General features: G+C 69.4%; 26 protein-coding genes. 13 read left to right on the forward strand and 13 right to left on the reverse strand.

Annotated elements, in window-relative coordinates:
- Nucleotides 1–240 precede the first annotated feature (240 nt).
- Together ACZ63D_RS21015 and ACZ63D_RS21020 are read left to right on the forward strand one after the other, a co-directional pair.
- Nucleotides 241–1,191: an NmrA/HSCARG family protein gene (locus ACZ63D_RS21015; RefSeq protein ID WP_465355995.1), complete on the forward strand. Its 951-nt coding sequence runs from the start codon at nt 241–243 to the stop codon at nt 1,189–1,191.
- 37 nt (nt 1,192–1,228) lie between these two features.
- Nucleotides 1,229–2,605, forward strand: coding sequence for a pyridoxal phosphate-dependent decarboxylase family protein (locus ACZ63D_RS21020; protein ID WP_465355996.1), 1,377 nt, complete (start codon nt 1,229–1,231; stop codon nt 2,603–2,605).
- Between the two features lie 77 nt (nt 2,606–2,682).
- Here the strand turns inward: ACZ63D_RS21020 and ACZ63D_RS21025 are convergent, their stop codons facing one another.
- Nucleotides 2,683–3,471 carry an IclR family transcriptional regulator gene (locus tag ACZ63D_RS21025; RefSeq protein ID WP_465355997.1) on the reverse strand — a complete coding sequence of 263 codons (789 nt, stop codon included), beginning with the start codon at nt 3,469–3,471 and terminating at the stop codon, nt 2,683–2,685.
- A 112-nt stretch (nt 3,472–3,583) separates the two neighbouring features.
- On the opposite strand from ACZ63D_RS21025, the gene ACZ63D_RS21030 reads away from it, so the two are divergent.
- The 8 genes from ACZ63D_RS21030 to ACZ63D_RS21065 are packed head-to-tail and all read left to right on the forward strand — an operon-like array spanning nt 3,584 to nt 11,423.
- Nucleotides 3,584–5,194, forward strand: a complete 1,611-nt coding sequence (locus ACZ63D_RS21030) for an FAD-dependent monooxygenase (protein ID WP_465355998.1) — start codon at nt 3,584–3,586, stop codon at nt 5,192–5,194.
- Nucleotides 5,187–6,116 carry a VOC family protein gene (locus tag ACZ63D_RS21035; RefSeq protein ID WP_465355999.1) on the forward strand — a complete coding sequence of 310 codons (930 nt, stop codon included), beginning with the start codon at nt 5,187–5,189 and terminating at the stop codon, nt 6,114–6,116. Before ACZ63D_RS21030 ends, ACZ63D_RS21035 begins: the two co-directional genes overlap by 8 nt.
- Before the next feature lie 4 nt (nt 6,117–6,120).
- The gene (locus ACZ63D_RS21040) at nt 6,121–6,966 is read left to right on the forward strand and encodes a fumarylacetoacetate hydrolase family protein (protein WP_465356000.1); all 846 of its coding nucleotides are present in this window, start codon (nt 6,121–6,123) and stop codon (nt 6,964–6,966) included.
- A complete protein-coding gene (locus ACZ63D_RS21045) occupies nt 6,963–7,922 on the forward strand; it encodes a TAXI family TRAP transporter solute-binding subunit (protein ID WP_465356001.1) in 960 nt (319 codons plus the stop codon). Before ACZ63D_RS21040 ends, ACZ63D_RS21045 begins: the two co-directional genes overlap by 4 nt.
- A gap of 30 nt (nt 7,923–7,952) precedes the next feature.
- Nucleotides 7,953–8,936, forward strand: coding sequence for a hypothetical protein (locus ACZ63D_RS21050; protein WP_465356002.1), 984 nt, complete (start codon nt 7,953–7,955; stop codon nt 8,934–8,936).
- A 5-nt stretch (nt 8,937–8,941) separates the two neighbouring features.
- Nucleotides 8,942–10,033, forward strand: coding sequence for a zinc-dependent alcohol dehydrogenase (locus tag ACZ63D_RS21055; RefSeq protein WP_465356003.1), 1,092 nt, complete (start codon nt 8,942–8,944; stop codon nt 10,031–10,033).
- 24 nt (nt 10,034–10,057) lie between these two features.
- Complete coding sequence (locus ACZ63D_RS21060; protein WP_465356004.1) at nt 10,058–10,705, forward strand: MBL fold metallo-hydrolase; 648 nt, start codon at nt 10,058–10,060, stop codon at nt 10,703–10,705.
- Nucleotides 10,706–10,727: 22 nt separating this feature from the next.
- Complete coding sequence (locus ACZ63D_RS21065) at nt 10,728–11,423, forward strand: class II aldolase/adducin family protein (RefSeq protein WP_465356005.1); 696 nt, start codon at nt 10,728–10,730, stop codon at nt 11,421–11,423.
- A 7-nt stretch (nt 11,424–11,430) separates the two neighbouring features.
- Here ACZ63D_RS21065 and ACZ63D_RS21070 read toward each other — a convergent pair whose 3' ends face one another.
- Nucleotides 11,431–12,588 (reverse strand): epoxide hydrolase family protein, encoded by a 1,158-nt coding sequence (locus ACZ63D_RS21070; RefSeq protein ID WP_465356006.1) that lies wholly within the window; start codon nt 12,586–12,588, stop codon nt 11,431–11,433.
- A gap of 96 nt (nt 12,589–12,684) precedes the next feature.
- On the opposite strand from ACZ63D_RS21070, the gene ACZ63D_RS21075 reads away from it, so the two are divergent.
- Nucleotides 12,685–13,284, forward strand: coding sequence for a TetR/AcrR family transcriptional regulator (locus ACZ63D_RS21075; protein WP_465356007.1), 600 nt, complete (start codon nt 12,685–12,687; stop codon nt 13,282–13,284).
- Nucleotides 13,285–13,506: 222 nt separating this feature from the next.
- On the opposite strand, the gene ACZ63D_RS21080 is transcribed toward ACZ63D_RS21075, so the two are convergent.
- Nucleotides 13,507–14,118, reverse strand: a complete 612-nt coding sequence (locus ACZ63D_RS21080) for a hypothetical protein (RefSeq protein WP_465356008.1) — start codon at nt 14,116–14,118, stop codon at nt 13,507–13,509.
- A gap of 248 nt (nt 14,119–14,366) precedes the next feature.
- Here ACZ63D_RS21080 and ACZ63D_RS21085 point away from each other — a divergent pair, with 248 nt between their 5' ends.
- A complete protein-coding gene (locus ACZ63D_RS21085; protein ID WP_465356009.1) occupies nt 14,367–15,461 on the forward strand; it encodes a hypothetical protein in 1,095 nt (364 codons plus the stop codon).
- 131 nt (nt 15,462–15,592) lie between these two features.
- Here ACZ63D_RS21085 and ACZ63D_RS21090 read toward each other — a convergent pair whose 3' ends face one another.
- The 10 genes from ACZ63D_RS21090 to ACZ63D_RS21135 are packed head-to-tail and all read right to left on the reverse strand — an operon-like array spanning nt 15,593 to nt 21,291.
- A complete protein-coding gene (locus tag ACZ63D_RS21090) occupies nt 15,593–16,456 on the reverse strand; it encodes an NAD(P)-dependent oxidoreductase (protein ID WP_465356010.1) in 864 nt (287 codons plus the stop codon).
- Nucleotides 16,456–16,836 (reverse strand): SchA/CurD-like domain-containing protein, encoded by a 381-nt coding sequence (locus ACZ63D_RS21095; protein ID WP_465356011.1) that lies wholly within the window; start codon nt 16,834–16,836, stop codon nt 16,456–16,458. The genes ACZ63D_RS21090 and ACZ63D_RS21095 overlap by 1 nt, the downstream gene beginning before the upstream one ends.
- Before the next feature lie 43 nt (nt 16,837–16,879).
- Nucleotides 16,880–17,557 (reverse strand): SDR family NAD(P)-dependent oxidoreductase, encoded by a 678-nt coding sequence (locus tag ACZ63D_RS21100; protein ID WP_465356012.1) that lies wholly within the window; start codon nt 17,555–17,557, stop codon nt 16,880–16,882.
- Nucleotides 17,551–17,850, reverse strand: a complete 300-nt coding sequence (locus ACZ63D_RS21105) for an antibiotic biosynthesis monooxygenase family protein (RefSeq protein ID WP_465356013.1) — start codon at nt 17,848–17,850, stop codon at nt 17,551–17,553. The genes ACZ63D_RS21100 and ACZ63D_RS21105 overlap by 7 nt, the downstream gene beginning before the upstream one ends.
- Nucleotides 17,847–18,134 carry an antibiotic biosynthesis monooxygenase family protein gene (locus ACZ63D_RS21110; protein ID WP_465356014.1) on the reverse strand — a complete coding sequence of 96 codons (288 nt, stop codon included), beginning with the start codon at nt 18,132–18,134 and terminating at the stop codon, nt 17,847–17,849. The genes ACZ63D_RS21105 and ACZ63D_RS21110 overlap by 4 nt, the downstream gene beginning before the upstream one ends.
- Before the next feature lie 8 nt (nt 18,135–18,142).
- Entirely contained in the window at nt 18,143–18,871 is a 729-nt protein-coding gene (locus ACZ63D_RS21115) for an SDR family NAD(P)-dependent oxidoreductase (protein WP_465356015.1), read from the reverse strand.
- Between the two features lie 23 nt (nt 18,872–18,894).
- Nucleotides 18,895–19,356, reverse strand: coding sequence for an anthrone oxygenase family protein (locus tag ACZ63D_RS21120; protein ID WP_465356016.1), 462 nt, complete (start codon nt 19,354–19,356; stop codon nt 18,895–18,897).
- A complete protein-coding gene (locus ACZ63D_RS21125) occupies nt 19,353–19,817 on the reverse strand; it encodes an SRPBCC family protein (RefSeq protein ID WP_465356017.1) in 465 nt (154 codons plus the stop codon). The genes ACZ63D_RS21120 and ACZ63D_RS21125 overlap by 4 nt, the downstream gene beginning before the upstream one ends.
- Complete coding sequence (locus ACZ63D_RS21130; RefSeq protein WP_465356018.1) at nt 19,817–20,071, reverse strand: acyl carrier protein; 255 nt, start codon at nt 20,069–20,071, stop codon at nt 19,817–19,819. The genes ACZ63D_RS21125 and ACZ63D_RS21130 overlap by 1 nt, the downstream gene beginning before the upstream one ends.
- Nucleotides 20,071–21,291 carry a nucleotide disphospho-sugar-binding domain-containing protein gene (locus ACZ63D_RS21135; protein ID WP_465356019.1) on the reverse strand — a complete coding sequence of 407 codons (1,221 nt, stop codon included), beginning with the start codon at nt 21,289–21,291 and terminating at the stop codon, nt 20,071–20,073. The genes ACZ63D_RS21130 and ACZ63D_RS21135 overlap by 1 nt, the downstream gene beginning before the upstream one ends.
- Before the next feature lie 142 nt (nt 21,292–21,433).
- On the opposite strand from ACZ63D_RS21135, the gene ACZ63D_RS21140 reads away from it, so the two are divergent.
- A complete protein-coding gene (locus tag ACZ63D_RS21140; RefSeq protein WP_465356020.1) occupies nt 21,434–23,905 on the forward strand; it encodes a PEP/pyruvate-binding domain-containing protein in 2,472 nt (823 codons plus the stop codon).
- Nucleotides 23,906–24,210 lie beyond the last annotated feature (305 nt).

Genomic DNA, 24,210 nt, shown 5'->3' on the forward strand with positions numbered 1-24,210 from the left:
ATGGGTATGCGGTCGGGTTGGGCAAGTGGTTTTTTCGCGCCATGGCCTCGGCGGACGCGTTCGGCCGCGCCGCGCGGATGTCGCTCGAGTGCGGGGCCGTGTTGACCGTGATTGCGCCGGGCATGGGTACTCGCGCATGGCTTGACCTCCAGGTTTGCTAAGTGGCGGGGCCCGCCGTATGGTTGCCGGGCATAACCGGCGGGCCCCGCCGTTTATCGTCCGAGGCTCTCGAGGAGCAGCATGTCCGCAGATTCCGCGCCTGTCCTGGTCACCGGCGCTACTGGAAGGCAGGGCGGCGCGACCGTCCGAGCGCTGCGTGCGGCGGGCGTTCCCGTCCGCGCGCTGGTGCGCGATCCGGCGACTGAGCGGGCGAAGGCCGTCGGGGCGCTCGGTGTCGAACTGGTGCCCGGCGATCTGCACGACCGCGATTCCGTGATCCGGGCGGCGCAAGGCGTCCGTGCGGTGTTTTCCGTGCAGATGCCTGCTGTTACCACGGACGGCCCCGATTTCGAAGGGGAGATGGTGCAGGGCGTCAACCTCGTCGAGGGTGCGAAGGCCGCCGGAGTGCCGCAGTTCGTGCATACGTCCGTCAGCGGCGCTGACCAGCACGTCGATACTCCCGGTTGGGCCGAAGGCCGCTGGGCGGCGATGGAGCCCTACTACGCCGCCAAATCCGGAATCCAGCAACGGGTCCGCGAAGCGGGTTTCGAGCATTGGACGCTGATCAAGCCGGGTTTCTTCATGGAGAATTTCCTGCCCTCCATGGCTTTTCTGTTCCCGCGCGGCATCGAGGGCGGCCTGGTGAGCGTCCTGAAGCCGCGGACCCGGCTGTCTCTGGTCGCTGTGGACGACATCGGCAGGGCGGCCGCGGCGGCTGTCGCCGAACCGGAGCGTTTCGACGGTGTCGAGCTGGAACTGGCGAGTGACTACCTGTCGATGACGGAGATCGCCGAGGTTCTTTCCCGCGTGCTGGGCACACGGGTGTCCGCGCCGGACATGACCGAGGAAGAGGCCCTCGCTGCCGGGATGCCGCCGATGGGCGCCTCGCACGAGATGTTGAACGTGGCCGAAAAACCCGCCCGGCCCCGGTACGCTCGAGATCTCGGCATCCCGCTCACCAGCTTCGAGGAGTGGGCACGGGAGCATCTGCGGGTCGGGACCGGGGGCGGCTCCGGGGCTCGTTCCGCTTGACGAGCACCGGGCAGTCGTGGCATCGGGAAGGATGTTCATGCACGAGGAGCGCTCTCTTTTCACGCGGGCCGCGGAGCTGGCTGCCGAGTATGTGGCCGGTCTGGGTGATCGGCCGGTCGCGCAGCCGGTCGACCTCGCGGCCTTGCGGAAGGCTTTCGGAGAAGAACTTCCCCGTGAATCCAGCCCTCCTGACGCCGTCCTCGAAGAACTCGCTCGCATCGCCGAGAAAGGACTCGTGGCGACGGCGGGACCGCGGTTTTTCGGGTTGGTCATCGGCGGGGCTTTGCGGTCCGCGGTCGCGGCGGACTTCCTGGCAGCGGGGTGGGATCAGAACAGCTTCAACCCCGCTCTGTCGCCCGCCGCGGCCGCTGCGGAGGACGTCGCGGGCGGGTGGCTCAAGGATCTCCTGGGGATTCCGGCCACCGCGTCGACCGGGTTCGTCACCGGAGGCCAAGCGGCCAACACGGTCGGGCTCGCGGTGGCGCGGCACCACGTCCTCGCCCAAGCCGGGTGGGACGTCGAACGGGACGGTCTCGCCGGGGCGCCCGCTCTTCGGGTCGTCGCGAGCGCCGAGCGGCACGCGACTATCGATCGCGCGCTGAGGTTGCTCGGCGTCGGCACCAGGGCGATCGAGGAGATAACCGCGGGTCCGCAGGGTGCGATCGACGTGGCGGACCTGGCCCGGGTTTTGGACGGGGGAGAGGGTCCCGCGATCGTCTGTTTGCAGGCGGGGAACGTGAACACCGGCGCCTGCGACGACCTGCGCGCCGCTTGCGTAATCGCGAAGCGCCGCGGTGCCTGGGTCCACATCGACGGCGCTTTCGGGCTCTGGGCCGGGGCCAATCCCGCGACAGCGGCGCTGGTCGACGGACTGGAACTGGCCGACTCCTGGGCGTGCGACGGCCATAAGTGGCTCAACGTCCCCTACGACTCGGGCTTCGCGTTCTGCGCTCACCCGGCACTGCACGCCGAGACCATCGCCTATCGCGCTCCTTACTTGACTGGTTCAGCCGAGTTGTCCGGCATGGGCGACCTCACGCTCGAGGCATCGCGCCGCGCACGGGTGTTCGCGGTGTGGGCGGCCCTGCGGGAGTTGGGACGCGACGGCGTGGCCGACCTCGTCGACCGCTGCTGCCGGCATGCGCGTCTGTTCGCCGAGATCCTCGCCGAAGGCGGTGCCGAGATCGCCAACGACGTTGTCCTGAACCAGGTGCTGGTCGGGTTCGGCGACGACGACCGGACCGACGCGATCATCGACGTGGTGCAACGCGACGGCACCTGCTGGCTGGGCGGCACCACCTGGCGCGGCCGCCGTTATTTGCGCATCTCGGTCTCCAACTGGTCGACCACCGAGTCGGACGTCGAGCGGTCGGCGGCGGCGATCCTGCGTGCCGCGGCGCACTCGCGGACGTGACCTAAGTGGACGGACGCGAGCAACGTCGCGAAGGAAGGCAGCACGCCCGGCGAGCTTCCTGAATTTCAGGACGAGCATCAATTGCCGAGAAGGTCAAGCTTCCCGGTGATCGCCGCCGCCGCGTCCCGGACCGCACTCTCCACTTCGGACAGTCGCGAACGGGGAACCCTGGCCGCCAGTGCGGCGACGCTGATCGCCGCGCAGACCTTGCCCGAGCTGTCGCGGATCGGGGCGGCGACACCGAGGATGTGGTCGTCCAGTTCGCCGCGAGAGATCGCCACTCCGCGTTTGCGGATGGTGGCGAGCCGGGCGCGCAGGTCGTCCGGGTCGGTGAGGGTGCGGGCGGAGAACCGCTCCAGCGGAGCTTGCCCGAGGACCGAAGTGACTTCGCGGGAATCCGCCCACGCCAGCAGCACCTCGGCGGCCGCGCCGGCGTTGATGGGCAGGACATGGCCGCGCTCATAGGAAAGCCGGACCGCGCGGGACGCCTCGACCAGGTCGAGGCACACCACCGACCGCCCGGACCTTCGGGTGAGCAGCACTGTCTCGCCTACCTCGGCCGCCAGGTCCCGCATCACGGGCAGCGCCACCTCCGACAGGCCGAGACCCATCCTCGCCGAACGGGCCAGCTGGAAGATCCGCGGGCCGAGCCGCAGTCCTCCGGCGGTTTCTTCGAGGAATCCGGTGCGGACCAGGCTCTGGATGTAGCGGTAGCCGGTGGAGCGCGCGACGCCGAGTTCCGCCGCGATTTCCGCGGCGGTCCAGACCGGCTTTTCGGGCGAGTACAGCAACAGGATGTCGAGCGCGCGGTCGGCGGTCGAGTTGCGCTCGCGATAGGTGCTGGTGCTGCGGCTGCGCGGGGGCATGACCTCACCATAAGCGCAGTCCCGTAGTCCTGCATATCAGGATTCTGTTTACGAAGAACAGGAATTCGTGCCTAACCTGGCGACAGGTCCGATCATGACGGGAAGGCACACGATGACGCTCACGGGAACCGCCGAAGTGGTCGTATGCGGTGCCGGCCCGGTCGGCCTGACCGCCGCGGCGCTGCTCGCCGCACGAGGTGTCAGCGTCACGGTGCTGGAGCAGCATTCGAGCACCAGCGACGAACCGAAAGCCATCAGCATCGACGACGAGGCTCTCCGCGGATTCGACCAAGCGGGGATCGCCGGGCGCGTGCTTCCGGTGCTCGCCCCGGGAACCGGGACCCGCTACTACGGCAGCGACGGGCGGGAACTGTTCCACGCGGCAGGCCCGGAACCGCTCCGGCTGGGCTATCCGTTCAAGAATCCGTTCGCCCAGCCCGATCTGGAGCGGGCTCTCGTCGGCGCGGTCGCGGAAATGCCGACCGCGAGGCTGTCGTTCGAGACCCGCGTGACTGGTTTAGACCAGCATCGCGATCACGTCCGCGTCCACGCGATCGGACCGGAAGGCGAGGTCGCTCTCGACGCCGCGTATGTGCTCGGCTGCGACGGCGGCCGGTCGGCCACCCGGGTGCTGCAGGAGGTGGGGATGACCGGCCGCAGCTACGACGACGTCTGGCTGGTAGTGGACACTGTGGACGATCCGCACACTGAACGGTTCGCCATGCACCACGCGGTTCCCGACCGTCCACATGTGATCGTGCCCGGCACGGGCGGACGCTGCCGGTACGAGTTCCGCCTGTTCGCCGGAGAGGGAACTCCGCGGGACACCCCGTCTTTCGCGCTGATCGAACGGCTGCTGTCCCGGTATCGGCCGATCACTCCCCGGCAGGTCGAACGAGCGGTCTGCTACCGCTTCAACGCCGTCGTCGCCGACCAGTGGATGATCGGGCGCTCGTTCTTGCTCGGCGACGCCGCGCACATGATGCCGCCGTTCGCCGGGCAAGGGCTGAACTCGGGAATCCGGGACGCGATCAACCTCACCTGGAAGATCGCCGACGTCCTCGCTGGCCGCTTGGCTCCGGAGGCGCTGGCCAGCTACCAGCAGGAGCGTTACCCGCATGCGCTGGCCACGGTGCGTATGTCGGAACGACTCGGCCGCTGGGTCATGACCACCAGGCCGGGACTCGCCCGGCGACGGGACGCGGCGGTGCGCCGCGCGCTGGCCACCGCGAAAGGACGCGCCTACCTCGAACAAATGCGTTACCGCCCGGCACAGCGGTTCACCGCCGGTCTGATCGTGCCGGGCAGCGGCGGCCCGGCCGGGGTGCCGATCGGGCAGCCGCTCGCGTTCGACAGCATGGACCACCGCATCCGCCGTCTGGACGAGGTTCTGGGGCCGGGCTGGGCCTTGCTCGGCGTCGAAGTCGACGACGCGGCCTGGCCGCCGACCGAGCCGATCGTCACCGCGTTGACGGCGGCAGTTGTCAGGGTCGGACTGGGGGAGCACCTGACCCGGACCTCGCGGCGTCTTCTGCTTGACGTCGACGGCGCACTGGATCGGGAGTTTACCGCCTACCGCGGCTCGTTCGTGCTGCTGCGCCCCGATCGCGTTGTGGCCGCGTCCTGGCGGCCCGCGGACACCGCAGAACACGTCGACCGGGTCCTGGCTTGGACTCCCCGGACGGCCACCGTCCCCTCGGAAGGAGCACTCATTCATGAATAGCCCACAGCGGATCATCTTGCGCGAGGGCGACGCGGCCGGCGCGCTGACCCGGACCTCGGTGTCGCACATCGGTTTTTCCGTGCCGGACGTAGCGGCGACCGCCCAGTTCTACTGTCGTGTCCTCGGCATGACCGTGCATCGCGAGTCGCCGGGCGGCGGTCTACGGCTGGGGTGGGGCCGCGGGCACCACGTGCTCGATTTGGTCGAAGGGGCGCGGGGTCTCCGCCATTACGGCTTCGAAGTGCGTGACCCGGACGGAATCGCCGGGATTTCCCGACGCCTGGCAGCCGCCGGTCATCCAGTGCGCGAGCTGGACGCGGACCTGCTCGACGCCGCCGTCGCTCCCGCGCGGGGACTTACCACGGTCGATCCGCACGGCACCGAAGTCCACTTCCACACCACGGTGCAGCGGGACGGGGAAACCACCGCCGACACCGCCCGTCGTCCGGTCAAGTACCAGCACATCACCCTGGGCTCCGACGACGTGGAGAAGATCGTCGATTTCTATGTCGGCGTGGTCGGCTTCCGGATCTCCGACCAGCTCGAGGACGGCCGCTTCGCCTGGCTGCGCAGCGATCGCGACCATCACACCCTCGCGGTGGTCGAGACGGGCCGAGGCGGTGACATCGACCACTGCTCCTACGACCTCGCCGAATGGGAGGACTTCAAATCCTGGTGCGACCGGCTGACCGACGAGAACGTCGACGTCACCTGGGGGCCGGGGCGGCACGGTCCCGGCAACAACCTGTTCGTGTTCTTCGACGACCCCGCGGGCAACCACGTCGAACTGTCCGCGGAAATGGAGAAGTTCCACGACGACCGGGTCGCCTACGTGCCCCGTCGATGGAAACCCGTTCCTACCACGGTGAACCTCTGGGGCGGTCAGCTCGCGTCCTGGCGCCGCACCAGCGAAGGGAAATGAACCGATGAGCTACGCGACGTTCGAGCACAACGGAACCCGCCGGGTCGGCGAACTCCGCGGTACGACGCTGATTCCCTTGACCGGCATCAGTGAGATCGGGGCTGCGACGGACTCCCAAGCACTGTCGTCGGCACCGAGGGAGGACACCGCCGCTGTCCCGGTCGAGCAGGTGCGGCTGCTGCCGGTGGTGCCTCGTCCGGAGAAAATCTTCTGCGTCGGGCTCAACTACCGCGACCACGTCACCGAAAGCAAGCGGGAGGTCCCAAGCTATCCGGTGCTGTTCGGCAAGTTCGCCACGAGCCTGCTCGGCCCCTACGACGACATCGTGCTGCCCCCGGAGTCGTCCCAGGTCGACTTCGAGGGCGAACTCGCCGTGGTGATCGGGCGCGCGGGCCGCCGGATCGCCGAGGCCGACGCCCCCACTCACGTGCTCGGGTACGCGGTGGCCAACGACATCACCATGCGCGACTACCAGTACAAGACTCATCAATGGCTGCAAGGAAAAGCCTGGGACGCGAGCACGCCGATCGGCCCCTTCCTGGTCCCGCCCGAAGAGGTGTCCATTGAGGACGCAGGCATTCGCACCGTCCTCAATGGACGAAAAATGCAGGAGTCCGATTTGTCCCAGCTGATGTTCTCCATTCCCCGGCTGATCGCCACGATCTCCACTTTCACCGCGCTCGCTCCCGGCGACGTGATCCTCACCGGCACCCCGGGCGGTGTCGGGTTCCGTCGCGATCCCCAGGTGTTCCTCCGAGCCGGAGACGAGATCACCGTCGAAGTCGACGGGGTCGGCACCATCCGCAACACCGTGCGCGACGGCCAGCCGTCGACGGGGGCTGCCGCGTGACCAGCCGACCGGAAGAACCGAGGATCGACCGCGACCTGACGGTGCACCTGCGCGGTGACTGGGGCGGGGCCAACCTGCACCGGATCTGTGGCTGGGTCGCCCAAGAACTCGGCGACCGCAGCGGACCCGGCACCCGGATCGCGACCTGGAACAGCCGCGGTTTCGTCGACGCCGTCCGCGCGGTGGGCCACGGCGAAGTCGACATCGCGTTGACTACGCCCGCCGCCTTCACACGCGCGGCTATGGACGGGAGCGGCAGTTACGCGGGCGAGGCGTTCCCGCACTTGCGCGCTCTCGGTGTGCTGCCGCAGCGTGACCGGCTGGTGCTTGCGGTGCACCGTTCGGTGAAGGCCGCGACGGTCGCGCAGTTGCGCGAGAACGCTCCGCGGCTGCGGCTGGCGACGTCGGTCAACGACGGCGTCAATCACGTCGGGCTGGCCGCGCACGTGCTCCTCGATCGCTCCGGCGTGGACGTCCTCGGCTGGGGCGGCTCCTTCCTGGAAGACGAACGCCCTTTCGAATCGCTCGAGCACGTACTGGCCGGGCGCGCGAACGCGATCGTCCACGAGGCCGTGATGCTCCCGCACTGGCAGCGGCTGGCACCGGACTACTGCTTCCTGCCGATCGAAGAGGACGTGCTGACCGGGATCGAGGCCGATTACGGCTGGCCTGCCGCCACCGTCGAGGACGGCTACTTCCCGGGCGCGGACGGCTTCCGCACGCTCGACTTCTCCGACTTCCTCATGGTCACCACCGCCGATCTCGACGACGACCTCGCCTACGCGGTGGCCTGGATCCTCGGCGAAACCCGCGAAATCCTGGAGAACCAGTACCGGCATCTGCCGCCCGAGCGCAGCCCGGTCACCTATCCGCTGGATCCCGCGGCGATCGGCCGGACACCGATCCCGCTGCATCCCGGCGCGCGGCGGTATTACCAAGCCCTGCCGGGAAACTGACCCCACTCGCACCCAGACAAGGAGCCTGCCATGGACGTCGTCGAAGACATCCTGGTGCTGGATTCGGACCAGCCGTTGCGCAGCGTCACCCGTGACGAACACCTGCTGCTGTCTCCGCCGCACCCGCCTCAGGTGCCCATCAAACTCTGGCACGACCATCCGCCGTTGAACGTGGTGCACTACCCGCAAGCGTTCCGCGCCCAGCCGTTCGCTCCACCGCGCGGCGTCTACGAGAACGACGAGATCCGGGTCGAATGGCAGACCATGGACAACCGGCAGCCGTTCTATCACCGCAACTGCGACGTCGACGAGATCTCCTACCAGATCGCGGGCGAACGCACCCTGATGACCGAACTGGGCGTGATCGAACACCGGCCCGGCGAGTTCTCCCGCATTCCCCGCGGCGTCGCCCACGACAACTACGGACGAGCCGAGAGCCATCTGTTGTTCTACCTGCCCGCGCCGGTCGACGAACTCGCCCCGGCTCAGCGGGAATCCTCGGCGGTCTTCCCGCCGTTCCCCGGATGGAGTCCCGGCCCGGTGAACGAGGCGGTCACGCAATGCATGGGCACGCCGGGCCACGACATCGCCGTGTTCGGTGCGGACGAGGCCCGGCTGCTCGGCCAGGTGGACCGCGAACAACGCCGCATCGGAGTGCTCGCCGCCGGTACGGGCGGCGGCACCACCTGGCTCTACGGCACCGGAACCACCCGGCTGGGCATCACCGCCACCACACCCGGCGGCGAACGACGCTACCGGCGCCTGCTCGACGCCGACGAAATCCAGTACCAGGCCAGCGGAAAACGCACCCTGATCACCCAGCGCGGAATCGTGGACCTCGAACCCGGCGACTTCGTCCGCATTCCCCTCGGCATCGCTCACACCAGCGTCACCACTCAGGCCGGCGAGCACCTCAGCCTGCTCTCCCACCGTGAGCTTCCCCAAGTCGCCGAGACCACCCGTCTCGCCGATGCCTATGCACCGGAACGAATCGAGACGAAGGTGCGCTCATGAAGACCATGCTCGCCCTGCGCGCCCACCAGGGATCCGGAACCTTGGTGCTGGAGAACATCCCCGTGCCCGAACCCGGCCCGCGCGACGTGGTGGTCGAAGTGGCCTCGGCGGGGCTGGCGCCCGGCATGATGCGGCTGCTCGAAATGGGCGCGTTCAAGCATCTGCCCACCACCCTCGGGCACGAGGCCGCGGGGATCGTCGCGGCCGTCGGCGACGAGGTGCCGGACGTGGCCGTGGGGGACCGGGTCCGGGTGCACCCGAACCTCAACTGCCGCGACTGCCCCTACTGCCGCAGCGACCGGGACATGATGTGCGCCCAGCAGGCCATGCTCGGCCACGCTGCCTTCGGCACCACGGCGACTCCGCTGTACGACGAGTACCACGACGGCGGACTCGCCGAGTACGTCCGGGTTCCGCACTGGCTGATCGATCCGCTGCCCGAGACGGTGGGTTTCGACGTCGCGGCCAAGGTGCACGATTTGGCCAACGCGCTGCGGGCGCTTGACTCCGCCGGTCTTTCCGCGGGCGCCACCGTGGTAGTGACCGCGGCGACCGGCACCATGGGCACCGCGACCATCAAGCTCGCCGCGCACTTCGGTATCGCCCATCTCGTCCTGGTAGGCCGCGAGCGCGAACGGCTCGAATCCGTCGCGCGGTTAGCCGGTGACGTGGACACCAGCATCATCGCGCTCAACGAGCTCCCCTCGGGCGAGGGGAGCGCCAATGCGCTTGCCGCACGGATCCGCGAGCATGCGCCCGGCGGCGCGCACGCCGTCATCGATTTCATCCCCGACGGCCCCGTCTCCGCACAGGCCATGGGCGCCATGGCGACCGGCGGCACCTTCGTCCACATGGGATCCAACGCGACCCCGCTGCCCGTGCCACCGGCGGCGATGATGGTCAACTGCTGGCGTTTCGTCGGAACCCGGGCCTGCACCCGCAACGACGCTCAGGCGATCCTGCGCATGCTCGCCACCGGCACTCTCACCGCAGATGAACTGATCACGCACCGCTTCCCGCTTTCGGAGGCGGTCAAAGCCGTGGATCTCATGCAACGCCGCGCCGAACCGATGTGGATGACCGTCGTCAATCCCTGACCGACCGAAGGACCACCCAGAACCATGCACCTCACCCACTACGGCCACGCCTGCGTACTGGTCGAATTTCCCGGACAGCACAAGGCAACGCGGATCCTGCTCGATCCGGGCACGTATTCCGCGGGCTTCGAAGGCCTCCGCGACCTCGACGCCATCCTCGTCACCCACGCCCACCCTGATCACCTCGACGTCGGCCGACTGCGCACGCTGGCCGCCCACAACCCGAGCGCGACCATCGTGCACAGCCCTGGTGCCGCTGACCTTCTCGCCGAGCTGACGACGACCACCGCCGTCCCCGGAGACACCCTGACCGTCAACGGCCTCGAAATCGTGGTGACCGGCAGCGGTGCGCACGCTGCCGTCCACCCCGACCTGCCCGGCTCGGACAACAACGGCTACCTCATCGGCGGCCTCGTGCTGCACCCCGGAGACGCCCTGGACCCGGCCCCGACCGCGGTCGACGTGCTCTTGGCGCCCGCCGGAGGGCCGTGGATGAAACTCAGCGAGGCCATCGAGTACGTCCGCGCCGTGGCTCCGCGCGTCGTCGTCCCCATCCACCAAGCCGGACTGGCCTCCGCGCATCAGCAGATGCACCATCAAGTGCTGCGTACCCTGGCCCCGTCCGGAACCGACGTGGTCATCCCCGAACACGCTGTCCCGCATGCACTCTGAAACCCGACGCGAGGAGACACTCATGCCCCACCCCCGGGAACTGGTGACCCAGGCCAGTCAAGCGTTGGCCGCCGCCGGACTGGGCGACCTGGTCTGGGGCCACGCCTCGATCCGCGACCCCGAAGGGCGCGGCGTCTGGATGAAGGCATCCGGCTGGGGATTCGAAGAGGTCACTGAGGACAGGGTTGTCCTCGTCGCCCCGGACGGGTCCATTGTGGACGGAACCGGGAGGCCGCACCTCGAATACCCGATCCACACCGAAACCATGGCCGCACGCCCCGAAGTCGGTGCCGTCGTGCACACTCACGCGCCCGCGCTCACCGCGTTCGCCTCACTCGACGTCGACCTCGTCCCGCTGTCCCACGACGCCGTGCCGTTCGCCCACCCGCAGCTTCCCCGATTCACCGACACCGGCGCGCTCATCGCCACTCCCGAACTCGGCCGCGCACTCGCTCGGCGACTCGGTACGGCCAACGGCGTGCTGATCCCCAACCACGGCGCGGTCACCGCCGGGCCGGACATCCAATCCGCCGTGATGTACGCGGTCCTGCTCGAACGCGCTTGCCGGACACAGCTGATGGCGATCGCCGCGGGCGGCCCGGCGCGATGGTCGGACGAAGACGAGACGCACTTCAAACGCGACCAAGTATGGAACCCGAGCCAGCTGCACGCCGGTTGGTCCTACCTCGTCCGCACCGCGACGTCCGCAACCAGGTAGGCCGGCGTCAGGAACGCAGGGTGCGCAGGCCGTCGCGGATTTCGCGGACCAGGATCTCGGGTTGTTCGAGGGCCGCGAAATGCCCGCCCTGGTCGGCCTCGCCGTAGTGGATCAGAGTGCGGTAGGTGTCCTGGATCCAGCTTCGCGGCGGGCGCGGGATGTCCTTGGGGAAGACGGTCACCGCGACCGGGAGTGTCAGCTTCGGGCCGGCGAAAGTGAGCGACCTGTTCTCCCAGTAGATGCGGGCGGACGACGCCGCGCTGTTGGTGATCCAGTAGAGGGAGATCGCGTCGAGCATGTCGTCGAGGCTGAGGACGTCCTCGGCGAGGCCGGGGTTGTCGGTCTTGGACTGGAACTTCTCGTAGATCCACGCGGCCTGGCCGGCGGGGGAGTCCGCCAGGGCGAAGCCGACCGTCTCCGGCTTCGTGCCTTGGAGATGGTTCGACCCGCCGAGATCGCCGGTGTAGAGGGCGAGCGTCTCCACGGCGTGGCGCTCTTCGGGCGACAAGGTGTCGGGTATCCGCGCGGGAAAGGCGTACTGGGTGTTCAGGTGGATCCCGAGCAGCCCTTCGGGCCGCCTGGCTCCCAGCGCGGTGGTGACCACGGCACCCCAATCGCCGCCTTGCGCGGCCCACCTCGGGTAGCCGAGACGCTTCATCAGTTCCACCCACGCGTCGGCGATGCGCGATACCGTCCACCCGGTCTCCGCGGGCTTCTGGGAGAACCCGAACCCGGGCAGCGACGGGACGACGACGTCGAAGGAATCGGCGGCGTCTCCGCCGAAGGAAACCGGGTCGGTCAACGGGCCGATCAGCTTCCGGAAATCGAGCGGCGAGCCCGGCCAACCGTGCGTGAGAAGCAGCGGCATCGCGCCGGGATTGCCGGACCTGACGTGGATGAAGTGGATGTCCAGCCCGTCGATCTCGGTCAGGAACTGGGGGAAGCGGTTGAGCTCGGACTCGAAGCGCCGCCAGTCGTAGTCGTGCTCCCAATAGCTGGCCAGCGCCTGGGCGTTCTCCACGCGAACCCCCTGCGACCAGTCGCCCACGGTCGCCGGGTCCGGCCATCGAGTGCTGGCCAGCCGCCGCTTCACGTCGGCGATCGCCGAATCCGGGATCGAGACGGTGAACGGGCGGACGAGGGCCGGTGACGTCGGTGCGGTCATTGCCTTCTTCTCCTGAGCTCGGAGCGCGGCACAACTTTTCGTTGCACACTGGTGTGCAACCTACGTCATTGCACACCGGTGTGCAAAACTGTCGGCGTGCCCGCCGAGTCCTCCCGCGCGCGCTCGGTGAACGAGACGCGCGACCGCATCCTCGACGTCGCCCTCGATGTGCTGGGAGACAACCCCGACGCCGGTATGGGCGACATCGCCACCGCCGCCGGCGTCGTCCGCCGCACTGTCTACGGCCACTTTCCCTCGCGCCTCGACCTGATTCGGACGCTCACGGAACGGGCCGTCGCCGAGATGACGGCCGTCCTCGCCGAAACCACCGCTTCCCACGCGGAAGCGGACGCGACGTGGGTCGCGTTCGTCGCCCGCGTCTGGCCGGTGGCGCACCGGTACCGGGTGCTGCTGGCGCTGCGCCGCGGCGAGTACGGCGAGGCGATCCACAGCCTGCTCGGGCCAGTCGACGACCTCCTCGCCGACCTCGTGAAACGGGGCCAGGACAGCGAAGTGTTCGCGCAGCACCTTCCGTCTGGCATGCTGAGCCAGCTCGCCTACGGCGTCGTGTTCGCCATCGCGGACAGCGACCTGCCGGACGGGACCCTCGGCGCCCGCGCCGCGACGATCACGAGCCTGCTGCTGCTGGGAGTTCCCGAGGCGCGCGCGATCGCTCTCTTGGACGACCGGCACTGACCCGGGCACGGCACGGTCCTGTTCGGCGCCTCGGCTGGCATTGCCGTCGAGCGATCGGAACGCGGTGTGCAAAGCCGCTGCGGACTGCGTTCAGTCCGGTGTGGCAGGTCGCGTTGGTCGTTGGGCGCTAGGTGGCGCTCGAAGTCCAGCCGAGCACTTGAGTGGCCTCGCTCCACGGCCCGTCCAGACGGCGGGTGCCGCCGGTCGCGAGGTCCGCCACGATCAGCTGGTGCGTGTTGACGTCCGCGTACGCCGCGGCGAGCGCGCCGGGCGCCGGTGACGGGACGAACGAGGTGCTGCCAACGGGTTCGCGGATGCCGCTGTCGCCGCCCAACGCGATCGGGAGCGTCCGGGAGCTGCGCTGCTGTCCCGGCCGAGGACCGTCGTGTTCGGCGCGAGCGCGCCGCCGGACGGGATGACCGAGGGCAGGTCGCCGTTGTAGCGGCTGAGGAGCACGGTGTCCGCGTCGGCCCAGCGGGCGCACGTCATCCCGGACACGACGTCGCGGGGCTGGCCCGAGGAGCCGGGTCCGGTCTCGTGGTAGGTGCCGCTGGGCCGGGTGACGAGACCAGTCGCGGCGCCCTTGCGGTCGGCGGTGGAGACTCCTTGTTCGGCGGTGATCGCGAGGTGCGCGCTGAGCTTCGGCGCCGTGTTCCCGGTCAGCAACGGTGTCGCGGCACCTTCGGTCACCCGCCACACCGCGGGCTGCCCCGCCTTGTTCTTGCCCGCCACCACCAGCGATCCGCTGATCACCGCCGGGGCGATGTCGGGCGGCGAGAACAGCGACGGCGCCCAGCAAAACGGCGGTGCGGCGGCAGGACAGGAAACGATCATGGTCAGACCCGGCCCGGCCCGGGGACGGCGGAAATACCGACGACCGCCGATTCCGTCAGTAAATAACCGGCTGGCAAACCCATGGCGCGGAAACAAGATGATCCTTTAGGCGGCGAAAATCCCGAATATCGCCGCGTTTGGCCGATGTGGCCGGTGCGGAAAAGACTGATGACGCTCCCGGGCTCGCGTACTAATCTCTTGCACACTCGGGTCCGATCAGGAGCCGCCTGGTCAGGACGGATTCGCCGATGAGCGCAGTCCCCGATGCCGATACGCCGCAGGCCGCGGACCGCGTCGTCGCGGTCGAGCCGGAACAGGGCCAGCCGTCGAGGCAGGACCCATGGTTCGCGCCTAGTCTGCGCGGGGACCGGAATGCGCTGCGCAGAAGCGCCGTGTTCGCATTTGTCTGTTTGGCGACGGGCGTGGCGCTAATCGTGTTCGCCCGGGCGAAGATTTACCTCGCTCTTCCCGCCGTCGTGACTGCTTTCGCGGCTGTCCGGCTTGGGTTGCTCGCCCGGATCGCCTTGCGCGGCCCGCGAAAAGCGCGGGAACGGTTGCTCGACCTGCCGTTTCGCAAGGTGTTCGTGGACGACGACATGCTCCGGGCCACGAAGCGCGTGCTGTACGTGAGGCTGGCGGACGACCAGTGGTTCCGCGTCGGCCCGCCAGCGGCCGTCGGCTTGATCGACAGCAGTGGTTACGTCTGGATGGTCGGCCCCGAACCTTCGGGCCGGGCCGGGGTCGTGGTGCCAGGTTCGGTGGCCACGGGCGTGCTGCGCGCTCGTGCTCTGCCCGGTTCGGCGCGTCCGGTGGCCCCTCGGGAATCGCGCCCGGACCACCAAGCGCAACTCCGCCTCATGATCCGGCTTTACCGGCCCCGGCAGATCGCGGCCGCCCTCGCGAGGCTCGCGCTGGCGGCCTTGCTGGGCGCCACCTACGCGCCCCTGCTGCTACACACCTACCGGCAATCCGATGAACTCCTCGGGCTCGCCACGTTCGTCGGGCTTTACTTGGCCGCCTTGCTCGTCTGGGTGTCCGCGCGATCCCTGTACTGGTGGCTGATCCGCGCACCGGAGGCGGCTCGGGCAACCCACTGGACACCGCTGCGGATCGTCGCCGACTCAATGAGAAACGGCGGCAGGAACCGGAAACTCACCTGCCGGGCCACCTCGCCGGAAGGATCCCGCATGGTGTCCCTCGGCGGACCGACGCTCGTCGCCGCGGTCCGGACGACCGGGGTCCTGTGGGTAGCGGGCCAGCCCAAGAAAGGCTTTGTCTCCGTCGGATTGCCCGGCTACCCGGTCCTCGGCTACGCGAAACTCGGGCGCCTCGAACACCGTTGACCCGCACAGCCCGAATTTCTCCAGGGACGAATCGCGCTCGGATCACCTTGTGGTCAAAGGGATTCGCGGGCGGGCAACCGCGACCTCCGCGCGAGCGTCGGGCGCGCCGTGCCGCACGGCGCGCCCGACGGCTACTTGCGCTGGAGTTCCAACAGCACCGCGGCGTCATGGTCGCCATACCCGGCAGCCACCAGCTCGTCGAACCGCGCCGCGGACTGCGCCAGCACCGGAACCGAAACACCGGCCTCGGCAGCCGCCGCCACCGCCAGTCCCAAGTCCTTGGCCATCAGCACCGACCGGAACGCCGCGGGTTCGTAGCGGCCGGACCGCATGAGTTCCGCCCGGAACGACATCACCTTCGAGCTGAACCCGCTGCCCGCGATCGCCGAGAGCAGCATCCCGCCGTCCAGCCCGGCCCGTTCGCCGAAGCTCACCGCTTCCGCCAGCGCGGCCACCTGGGCGCCGAGCAGCGCGTTGAACACCAGCTTCATCGTGCTGGCCGCACCGGCCGGGCCGAGGTGCCGGACTTCGTGCCCGATCGCGTCCAGCACTTCCTTCGCCCGCTCGACGTCCTCAGCCGCTCCGGAAACCAGCAGCCGCAGCTCACCCGACTTCGCCTGGAACGGATTGCCGAGGACGCACGTCTCGACCCGCCCGAAGCCCGCCTCCGCCAGTTCGGCCGCCTTGGCGCGCGCGTACTCCGCCGAGGTCGTCGTCAGGTCGATGATCAGCGTGCCCGGCGCCAGCGCGCCGAGCACCTTCGGCGAGAGCACCTCGTCGACCGCCGCCGAATCGGCGAGGCTGACGAGGACGAAGTCCGCGTCCCGCACCGCCGCCTCGGGCGACGGCTCGTACACCGCGCCCGCGGCGGTCAGCGGGGCCGCGTTGGCCGCGGTCCGGTTGTAGACCGTGACCGCGAAGCCCTGTTCGGTCAGGCGCGAGCCGATTCCGCTGCCCATCCGGCCGAGGCCGAGCATGGCGATTCGCGTGGCCATCAGCTGGCGACCGGCTCTTCCGCCGAACCCAGCGCGGAGATCCGGCGCATCAGGCTCTTGGCGAAGTGCTTGCGGAAGTTCTCCGGCGCTTCGGTGTCGCGCGGCACCGCGAGGTAGGGCTTCAGCTTTTCTTCCAGCGCGTGCACGCCCGCCTGCGTCGACATGTGCCGCCCGACCGCCGCGAAGTCGCCCTCGTAGTGGATCACGCGCACCATGACGTCGCCCTTGATGAACACGGCGGTGCCGAGCAGCTTGCCGACCTCGCGGCCGTCCTCGTCCGTCATCACAGGCGTGTCCACCCGCTGGAAGGCGGCGAACAGCTCGGCGATCTCGTCCTCGCAGCCGTCCTTGATGTCATAGGTGATCGCCTGGAAAGGCATGGTTCACACTCCTTGTCTTTGGTTCACATGCCGCGTCTTTGGTTCACATGCCGCCGTCGACGAGCAGGTTCTGCCCGGTGACGTAAGCGGCGGAGTCGGACGCGAGGAACAGCACCGGGCCGACGACGTCGGCGTACGCCGCGAACCGGCCCATCGGCACCGCGGCGAGCACCCGCTCCCGTACGTGCGGCGGCGGGCCTGGCTTGTCCTCGTCTTCGAGAACGCCGGGGGACACCACGTTGACCCGGATGCCGCGGCAGGCCAGCTCCCGCGAAAGCGACTTCGTCATCCCGACCAGTGCCGCCTTCGACGCCGTGTAGTGGGCCGACGCCGGCCGTCCGCGCAACGCGGCGGAAGCTCCCACGTTGACGATCGAAGCGCCGTCGCTCAGCAGCGGCAGCAGCCCGCGGATCACCGCGTACCCCGAGGTCAGATTCGCGTCGAGGACCCGGGTCCACTCGGCGGCGTCGAGTTCGCCCAGCGGGCGGTGGCCGTCCACACCGACGTTGTTGACCAGCACGTCCACCGAACCGAGGCGCTCGCCGCATTCTTCGACGAGCCGCGCGACCCCCGCTTCGGTGGTGACGTCCGCTTGCACCGGTCCGCTGCGCGAGCACGTGCACACCTGCGCGCCCTGGGCGGCGGCGGCCTCGGCGATGGCCCGGCCGAGACCGCGCGAACCGCCGGTCACCACCACGTTCTTGCCTGCCAGGCTCACCATGCGGCCATCACCTCGTAGATCGCGAACGGCGGCGACATCGCCGGGTCCTGGTACGGCCGGATCGGCGCGGTCGTGTCCCGGTGGTCCGGTCCCTGTTCCCACGCCTGGAATTCGGCGAAGCTGGTCCATTCGCTGGCCACGGCGAAAGCGCCCGGCCGGAGAGGGGAGCGGAGCAGTTCGTTGCCGACCAGCCCCGGCGTGCCCTCCATCGCGGAGCTGACCGCGTGATAGGACTCCAGCAGCCGGTCCGGTTCGTCGGTCGCGCAATAGACCAGCACGCGCACCCGGCTCACGGCGTCATCACCCGCAGCACGCGCATCGCCGTCATCGAGCCCTTGACCCGGTAGCGGTCGACGACGGCGCGGTGTTCGCGGTGCCGCTCGCTGCGTTCGAGCCGCCCGAACGCCTCTTCGTCGGTCCAGTCGCTGGTCACGTAATAGACGTCCGGGGTGCCCGCGTCACTGGCCAGCCATTGGCCGAGATTGCCGTCGAAGCCCGCGACGGACTCGCCGACCCGCGGCCATTCGCGCTCGAACTCCGGCCCGGTGCCCGGCCGGACCTCGATCTTGACTGTCACCCGGTACATCAGATCCCGCCGTCGACCGAGACCGTGGCTCCGTTGACGTAGCTCGCCGCGTCGCTGGCGAGGAACGTCGCGACCGCCGCGACCTCCTCGGGCCGCCCGAGCCGTCCGAGCGGGATCCGCTGGGTGTAGGACTTGACCGTCTTCTCCGGCACCGCTTTCTCGGTCTGCACGATGCCGGAGGAAATGACGTTGAACCGGATGCCGCGCGGGCCGAACTCCTTGGCCAGCGACCGGCACAGCCCGGTCAGGCCCGCCTTCGACGCGGTGTAGTGCGCGCGCTCCGGCACTCCGTTGAACGCCGAGCCGGAGCCGATGAACGACACCGCGGCCCCGTCGGACAGGATCGGCAGGCTGTCGCGCACCAGCGAGTACGCGCCGGTGAGGTTCGTGTCGACGATCCGGCGCCACTCCGGCAGGTCCAGTTCGCCGAACGGGACGTGGCTGATCACCCCGGCGCAGTGCACGATGAGGTCGATGCGGCCGAACTCCGACTTCGCGGTGTCCACAAGGGACGCTACTCCGTCCTGAGTGGACACATCGGCCGAGACGACCCGGTGGCCCGCTTCGGAACCGAGGTCGACGCGCAGCTTCTCCGCGGCGTCGTGGTCGCTGTGATAGCAGGCGAGCACCCGTGCGCCCGCCCTGGCGAAGGCGAGACTGATCGCTTTGCCGATTCCCTTGGTGCCGCCCGTGATCACGGCGTTCTTTCCGGTGAGCCTGAGGTCCACTGCGATCCTTTCGTTGGAATGGGTCACGCCATGCCGAGCGCGACGGCGCCGCCGACAGTCGTCGCCAGCGCCTTGACGGCCAGCGAGGTGCGGATGAGGTTCCATTTGCGCCAGGACTGGCGGGGGTCGGCCCAGCCGTCCGGCCGATCGTCGGGGTCGAGCGCCTTGACCGCCTTGTTGATCGGCACGTTCTTCACCACCGAGATCACGATGACCACGACGAGGAACAGGGCCGACGAACCGAACAAGGCGCGCGGGAGAACGCTTTCCGCGGTGATGGCCAGCGCCGTGTTGACCAAGGTCGCCGACACGTTGAGGATCGGCATGACCGGGTCGAACCGCGGCCAGAGCAGCCGCACCGACGCGGCGTACTGGCCGAAGGACATCCGCTGCATCATCGGGAAGATCCCGATCGCGGTGGCGAGCATGACCCCGCAGGCGAGACCCTGCAGAAGCACCCCCGCCACGGCGAGCCCGTGGTTCACCGCGCCCCGGCCTTCGCGGCCGCCTCGACCCGCTCGCTGATCCGGGCCATCTGCACCGGGGTGTTGCGGTTGATCCGCTCGGCCATCTGCTCGTCGGTGACCGGCGCGTCGGGCTTCATCTCGAACTCCTGCACCCAGCGCATCCGCACGCCGCCGTCGCCGGAATCCGAGTAATACCAATGGATGTTCATGTACTCGAACGGCCCGGTTTCGATGCGGCGAGCGTGCACGACGCCGCGTTCGCGGTCGCCGACCCGCTCGGACACCCAGGACCACTGCTTGCCGTTCTCGTCCGGGTGCATGGTCAGCCGGAATACGATCCGGTTCCCGTCCTGTTCGAGGACCGTCGCTTCGGCGTACTCGCTGTACAGCTCGGTCCACGAAGGAATGTCGTTGGTCATGTCCCAGACCAGGTCCAGCGGCGCGTCGATGCGCACGGTGTTCTCCGTCCGCGCGGCCATCAGGCGACCCCCTGCCGGGCTTCGTTGACCAGCGCGAGGGTCCGGCGCGGCGTCAGCTCGGGCGTGACCAGCTCCTCCGGGAGCACCACCTGGTACCGCCGCTTGAGCTGGACGCTCAGCTCCATGACCGACAGCGAGTCGTACCCGAGGTCGCCGTAGGCGACGTCGAGGTTGTCCGGCGAGATCGGCTCCTCGCCGTCGCCTGCGACGTCGTAGAGGATCGTCTTGAGTTCGTCGAGGGCGAGAGTCGGCATCATTCCTCCAGATTCAGGCGTTCCAGCGTCGAGACGACTTCGAAAGCTCCTGGCCGGTCCGCCATTTCCCCGGCCAGCGCCGCCGCTTGCGCGCCGACGGCGCCGTCTTCGAGCACGCGGCTCAGCTCGCGGCCGAACGATTCGGGGTCGAAGTCCAGCCCGCTCACCATGGCTCCGGCCCCGGTGCCCGCCAGGGTGCGCGCGTTGAGCATCTGGTCGGGCAGCTGCGGGACGGCGAGCTGGCGCAGCCCGTGCACGGCGGCGGTCATCATGGTGCCGCCACCGCCCTGGTGCACCACCGCGGCGCACGTCGGGAACAGGAGGTTGAGCGCCACCGGGTCGACGATTTTCACGTTGCCCGGCACGGTTTTCAGCAGCGCGCGCTGTTCCTCGACGAGCGTCACGACCACCTCGACGGGTTGCTCGGCGAGCACTTCCAGCAGGGCGGGCACGCGAAAGGTGTCGGCGCCCAGTCCCATCCGCGCCAGCGAGGTGCCCCAGGTGACGCACACGCGGTCGCGGTCCGGCGGGGTGTTCAGCCAGCCGGGCACCGTGGCCGGGCCGTTGTAGGGGACGTACCGGATCGGCTGGCGCGGCACGGCTTTCGGAGCCTGGAGCCGGGGCGGGCACGGATCGACGGTGAGATCGCCGAGCGCGCGCACCCGGTCGAGGCCGAACTTGCGGGCCAGCGGGCCGAGCAGTTCTTCCTCGAAGAGGTCGATGTCCCTGGTGAAGTCGACCGTCCACAGGTGCCGCACCGACGGCACGCCGAGCACCTGCCCGAGCAGCGGCGCGGCGAACGTCGTCGGCTCGAACACCACCAGGTCGGGCCGCCACGCCCGGCCGAAGGCGACGAGGTCGTCGGCCATCCGCTCGGCGACGTCGGCGAAGATGGAGATCCCTTCCTTCGCCCGCTGCTCGCGGCTGGCGTCGCCGGGCCGCGAGATCGCGCCCGCCTTGCGTTCGCGCATCAGCGCCGGCACGTCGACGTCCTTGCCGATCTCCACCGCGGGCAGGCCGGAGCGCACGATCACTTCGGAGAACGCGGGCGCGCTGGCGACCCGCACGTCGTGCCCGGCGGCCGCGGCGGCCCAGGCGAGCGGCACCATCGGGTAGTAGTGCGACCCCCACGCCCAGGTGGCGAACAGGATCCGCATCGCGGCACCGCCTTTCGTCTCGACCCGGCCCATCGTGCGGCGGCCGTCTCGAGCCGAACTCAATGACCGATAAGCTACCGAATTGGAAGTATTTCGGCGGGCGAAAGTGCTCAAGCCGGCCTCGTGCGCGATGCGATATACAGAGGTGCACGGCAGTAAGGCGGTCGCGGTTGCGCACCGGACGATCTTGGGAGATACTACCGTTATGAAATCATCCGACGGATCGGTGAACCGCTATGTCGAGCCGCTGGAGCTGGCCGGGACCGACGACACCGCGCGCGTAGGGCGCAAGGCCGCTTTCCTCGGCGAGATGCTGCGGGCCGGGCTGCCGGTGCCGCCCGGCCGCGTCGTGACCACCGACGCCCAGCTCCGGGTGGCCGAGGCCGGAACGGACTATCCGACCGTGCCGCTGCCCGCGGACGTGGCTGCGGCGCTGGACGAACTGGCCGCCGCGCTCGGCGACGCCGACGTCGCGGTGCGGTCGTCCGGGGTGAAGGAAGACCTGGCGGGCAGTTCGTTCGCGGGACAGTACGAGACCGTGCTCAACGTGCGCGGCCGGGCGGCGCTGGAAGATGCGTTGCGCACCTGCTGGGCGTCGGCGAGTTCCGCGCACGTCCGCGAGTACCAGCGCGCGCACGGGGCGGACGGCGAGAGCGCGATGGCCGTGGTGGTGCAGCAGATGGTGCCCGCGGTCGCGGCGGGCGTGGCGTTCAGCGCGAACCCGCTCACCGGACGGCGCGACGAGGTCGTGGTGAACGCGGTGCGCGGGCTCGGCGAGCGGCTGGTTTCCGGGCAGGCGTCCCCGGACGAATGGGTCGTCGCCGGCGGAGCCCCGGAGCGGAAATCGGGCCGTGAGGACGCGCTGGAGGCGGACCGGATCGCCGAGGTCGCGGAGCTGGCCAGGACGGCGGAGCGGCATTTCGGGCAGCCGCAGGACATCGAGTGGGCCTTCGACGGCGAGCGGATCTGGCTGGTGCAGGCCCGCCCGATCACCACGCTGCCTGACGAGCCGGAAGCGGTTTCGCCGATCCGCATCGAGGTGCCGCCGGGCCGCTGGACGCGCGACATGTTCTCGACCCGGCCGTGGAAACCGTTGCAGGTCAGCGAATTCCAGCCGGTGCTGAACCGGTCCACGCGCGGGATGGCCGACTACGGCATGGCGAACGGCCTGGAGTACCGGCAGATCGGCGGATGGCCGTATTCGCAGCTGATCGAACTGGCCCCGGACGAGTTCGGGCCGCGGCTGGACGCGGTGGCCGCCGCGGTGGAGCGCGACGATCACGGCGCGACGATCGAGCGCTGGTACAGCGAGTGGCGCGCGGAATTCACCGGCCGCATCGGGGAATTCCGCCGCTTCGACCTGGCCGGCGCGGACGACGCCGCGCTGACCGGCCAGCTCGGCGTCGTGCGGGAACTGGTCGACGACCTGTTCACCGTGCACTTCCGGATCGGGTCGGCCGGGCTGTACCTGATGGGGGAGTTCGGCCTGTTCTGCCGGGACGAGCTCGGCTGGGATCTGCCCCGGTCGCTGGAAGCCGTGATCGGCCTGCCGGGGATGACCACGGAGCCGGCGTTCGCGCTGGCCGAGATCGCGAGCTGGGTGCGCTCGAAGCCGGAGCTGGCGGAACGGCTGGCCGAGCTGGAGGTGTCCGCCGCGCTGGACGTCCCGGCCGCGCTGGCCGGCCTCGACCCGGAACTCGCGAAGCGGTGGGCGGCGTACGTCGACCGGTACTGCCATCGCGTGATGGGCGTCGACATTTCGGAGCCGACGCTGGCGGAGCAGCAGTGGACGGTGCTGCGGCTGCTGGTCGACCAGGTGACCGGCGGATACGACGCGCAGGCCGCCGCGGAGTCGTCGGCCGAAACCCGGCGCGGCGTGGTCGACGAGGCGCTGGCGCTGCTGCGCGACAAGAACCCCGGCGCGATCGGCCGCTTCGAACATCTGCTCGCCCGCGCCGAGCGCGCCCAGCCCTCGCGGGACGACAAGGCTTTCCTGATCGCCACCACCCGCGGGCTTTTCCGTTACACCGTGCGGGAATTCGGTGTCCGGCTGGCCGCGCGCGGCCTGCTTTCGGACCCCGACGAGGTGTTCTTCCTCGAAGTGGAGGAACTCGTTCCCGCGCTGCGCGACGGCGCCGTTCCCGCTCGCGAGGTCCTCGGCGAGCGCCGGGCGCGCTACACCTGGGCGGTGCGGAACCGGGGCCCGCTGCACTACGGCCCGGACCCGGCGCCCTCTTCTGACTCCGACGAGCCGCCCGCGTGGCTGCAGCACCTTCCGGAGCAGGTCCGCCACCCGATGACGGTGCTGATGTGGATTTACGGCCGCGGCAACGCGACTGCGGCTTCCTCGGCGACGGGCGACCTCGCCGGCGTCGCGGGCTCGCCTGGGGAGTACACCGGCCCGGTGCGCGTGATCCTCGGCGAGGACCAGTTCGACGAGCTGCGCGAGGGCGAGGTCCTGGTCTGCCCGGAGACGACTCCGCAGTGGTCGCTGCTGTTCCCGAAGGTGGGCGCGCTGATCACGGACACCGGCGGCCTGCTTTCCCACCCGGCGATCATCGCCCGCGAGTACCGCATCCCCGCCGTGATCGCCACCGGCGACGGCACGGAGGTGCTGCGCACCGGGCAGATCGTCACCGTGAACGGCGACGCGGGCACAGTGGAGATCCTTCGCTGACTGCCCGGTTCCCGCATTCCCCGGCTGGTCTCCTCCCCTGACCAGCCGGGGAATTTCGTTGGGCGGGCGGGAGTTTCGGGGCGGGGGGCTGGGAGCGTCGTCGGGGCTTGGGGCGGGTGGTGGCTGGGAGGTCCGTGAGGGCCACCTTGAGGGAATCAGATTCCCTCAAGGTGGCCCTCACGGACGTTCGCGTCGTGGACCGCCGGGCACCGCGTCCGCCTGCTGAGGAAACCGCGATGTGGCATTGGGTGCGTCCCATGCGCCCACTTGCGAATCCAGATTGGCGGAAACGGATTTCTCCCTGG

This window comes from Amycolatopsis sp. NPDC104775, from assembly GCF_055583325.1.

Coding starts and splice junctions, on each gene's coding strand:
- ACZ63D_RS21015 (WP_465355995.1), top strand. CDS start 241: ATGTCCGCAGATTCCGCGCCTGTCCTGGTCACCGGCGCTACTGGAAGG.
- ACZ63D_RS21020 (WP_465355996.1), top strand. CDS start 1,229: ATGCACGAGGAGCGCTCTCTTTTCACGCGGGCCGCGGAGCTGGCTGCC.
- ACZ63D_RS21025 (WP_465355997.1), bottom strand. CDS start 3,471: ATGCCCCCGCGCAGCCGCAGCACCAGCACCTATCGCGAGCGCAACTCG.
- ACZ63D_RS21030 (WP_465355998.1), top strand. CDS start 3,584: ATGACGCTCACGGGAACCGCCGAAGTGGTCGTATGCGGTGCCGGCCCG.
- ACZ63D_RS21035 (WP_465355999.1), top strand. CDS start 5,187: ATGAATAGCCCACAGCGGATCATCTTGCGCGAGGGCGACGCGGCCGGC.
- ACZ63D_RS21040 (WP_465356000.1), top strand. CDS start 6,121: ATGAGCTACGCGACGTTCGAGCACAACGGAACCCGCCGGGTCGGCGAA.
- ACZ63D_RS21050 (WP_465356002.1), top strand. CDS start 7,953: ATGGACGTCGTCGAAGACATCCTGGTGCTGGATTCGGACCAGCCGTTG.
- ACZ63D_RS21055 (WP_465356003.1), top strand. CDS start 8,942: ATGCTCGCCCTGCGCGCCCACCAGGGATCCGGAACCTTGGTGCTGGAG.
- ACZ63D_RS21060 (WP_465356004.1), top strand. CDS start 10,058: ATGCACCTCACCCACTACGGCCACGCCTGCGTACTGGTCGAATTTCCC.
- ACZ63D_RS21065 (WP_465356005.1), top strand. CDS start 10,728: ATGCCCCACCCCCGGGAACTGGTGACCCAGGCCAGTCAAGCGTTGGCC.
- ACZ63D_RS21070 (WP_465356006.1), bottom strand. CDS start 12,588: ATGACCGCACCGACGTCACCGGCCCTCGTCCGCCCGTTCACCGTCTCG.
- ACZ63D_RS21080 (WP_465356008.1), bottom strand. CDS start 14,118: ATGATCGTTTCCTGTCCTGCCGCCGCACCGCCGTTTTGCTGGGCGCCG.
- ACZ63D_RS21085 (WP_465356009.1), top strand. CDS start 14,367: ATGAGCGCAGTCCCCGATGCCGATACGCCGCAGGCCGCGGACCGCGTC.
- ACZ63D_RS21090 (WP_465356010.1), bottom strand. CDS start 16,456: ATGGCCACGCGAATCGCCATGCTCGGCCTCGGCCGGATGGGCAGCGGA.
- ACZ63D_RS21095 (WP_465356011.1), bottom strand. CDS start 16,836: ATGCCTTTCCAGGCGATCACCTATGACATCAAGGACGGCTGCGAGGAC.
- ACZ63D_RS21100 (WP_465356012.1), bottom strand. CDS start 17,557: ATGGTGAGCCTGGCAGGCAAGAACGTGGTGGTGACCGGCGGTTCGCGC.
- ACZ63D_RS21125 (WP_465356017.1), bottom strand. CDS start 19,817: ATGGCCGCGCGGACGGAGAACACCGTGCGCATCGACGCGCCGCTGGAC.
- ACZ63D_RS21130 (WP_465356018.1), bottom strand. CDS start 20,071: ATGCCGACTCTCGCCCTCGACGAACTCAAGACGATCCTCTACGACGTC.
- ACZ63D_RS21140 (WP_465356020.1), top strand. CDS start 21,434: ATGAAATCATCCGACGGATCGGTGAACCGCTATGTCGAGCCGCTGGAG.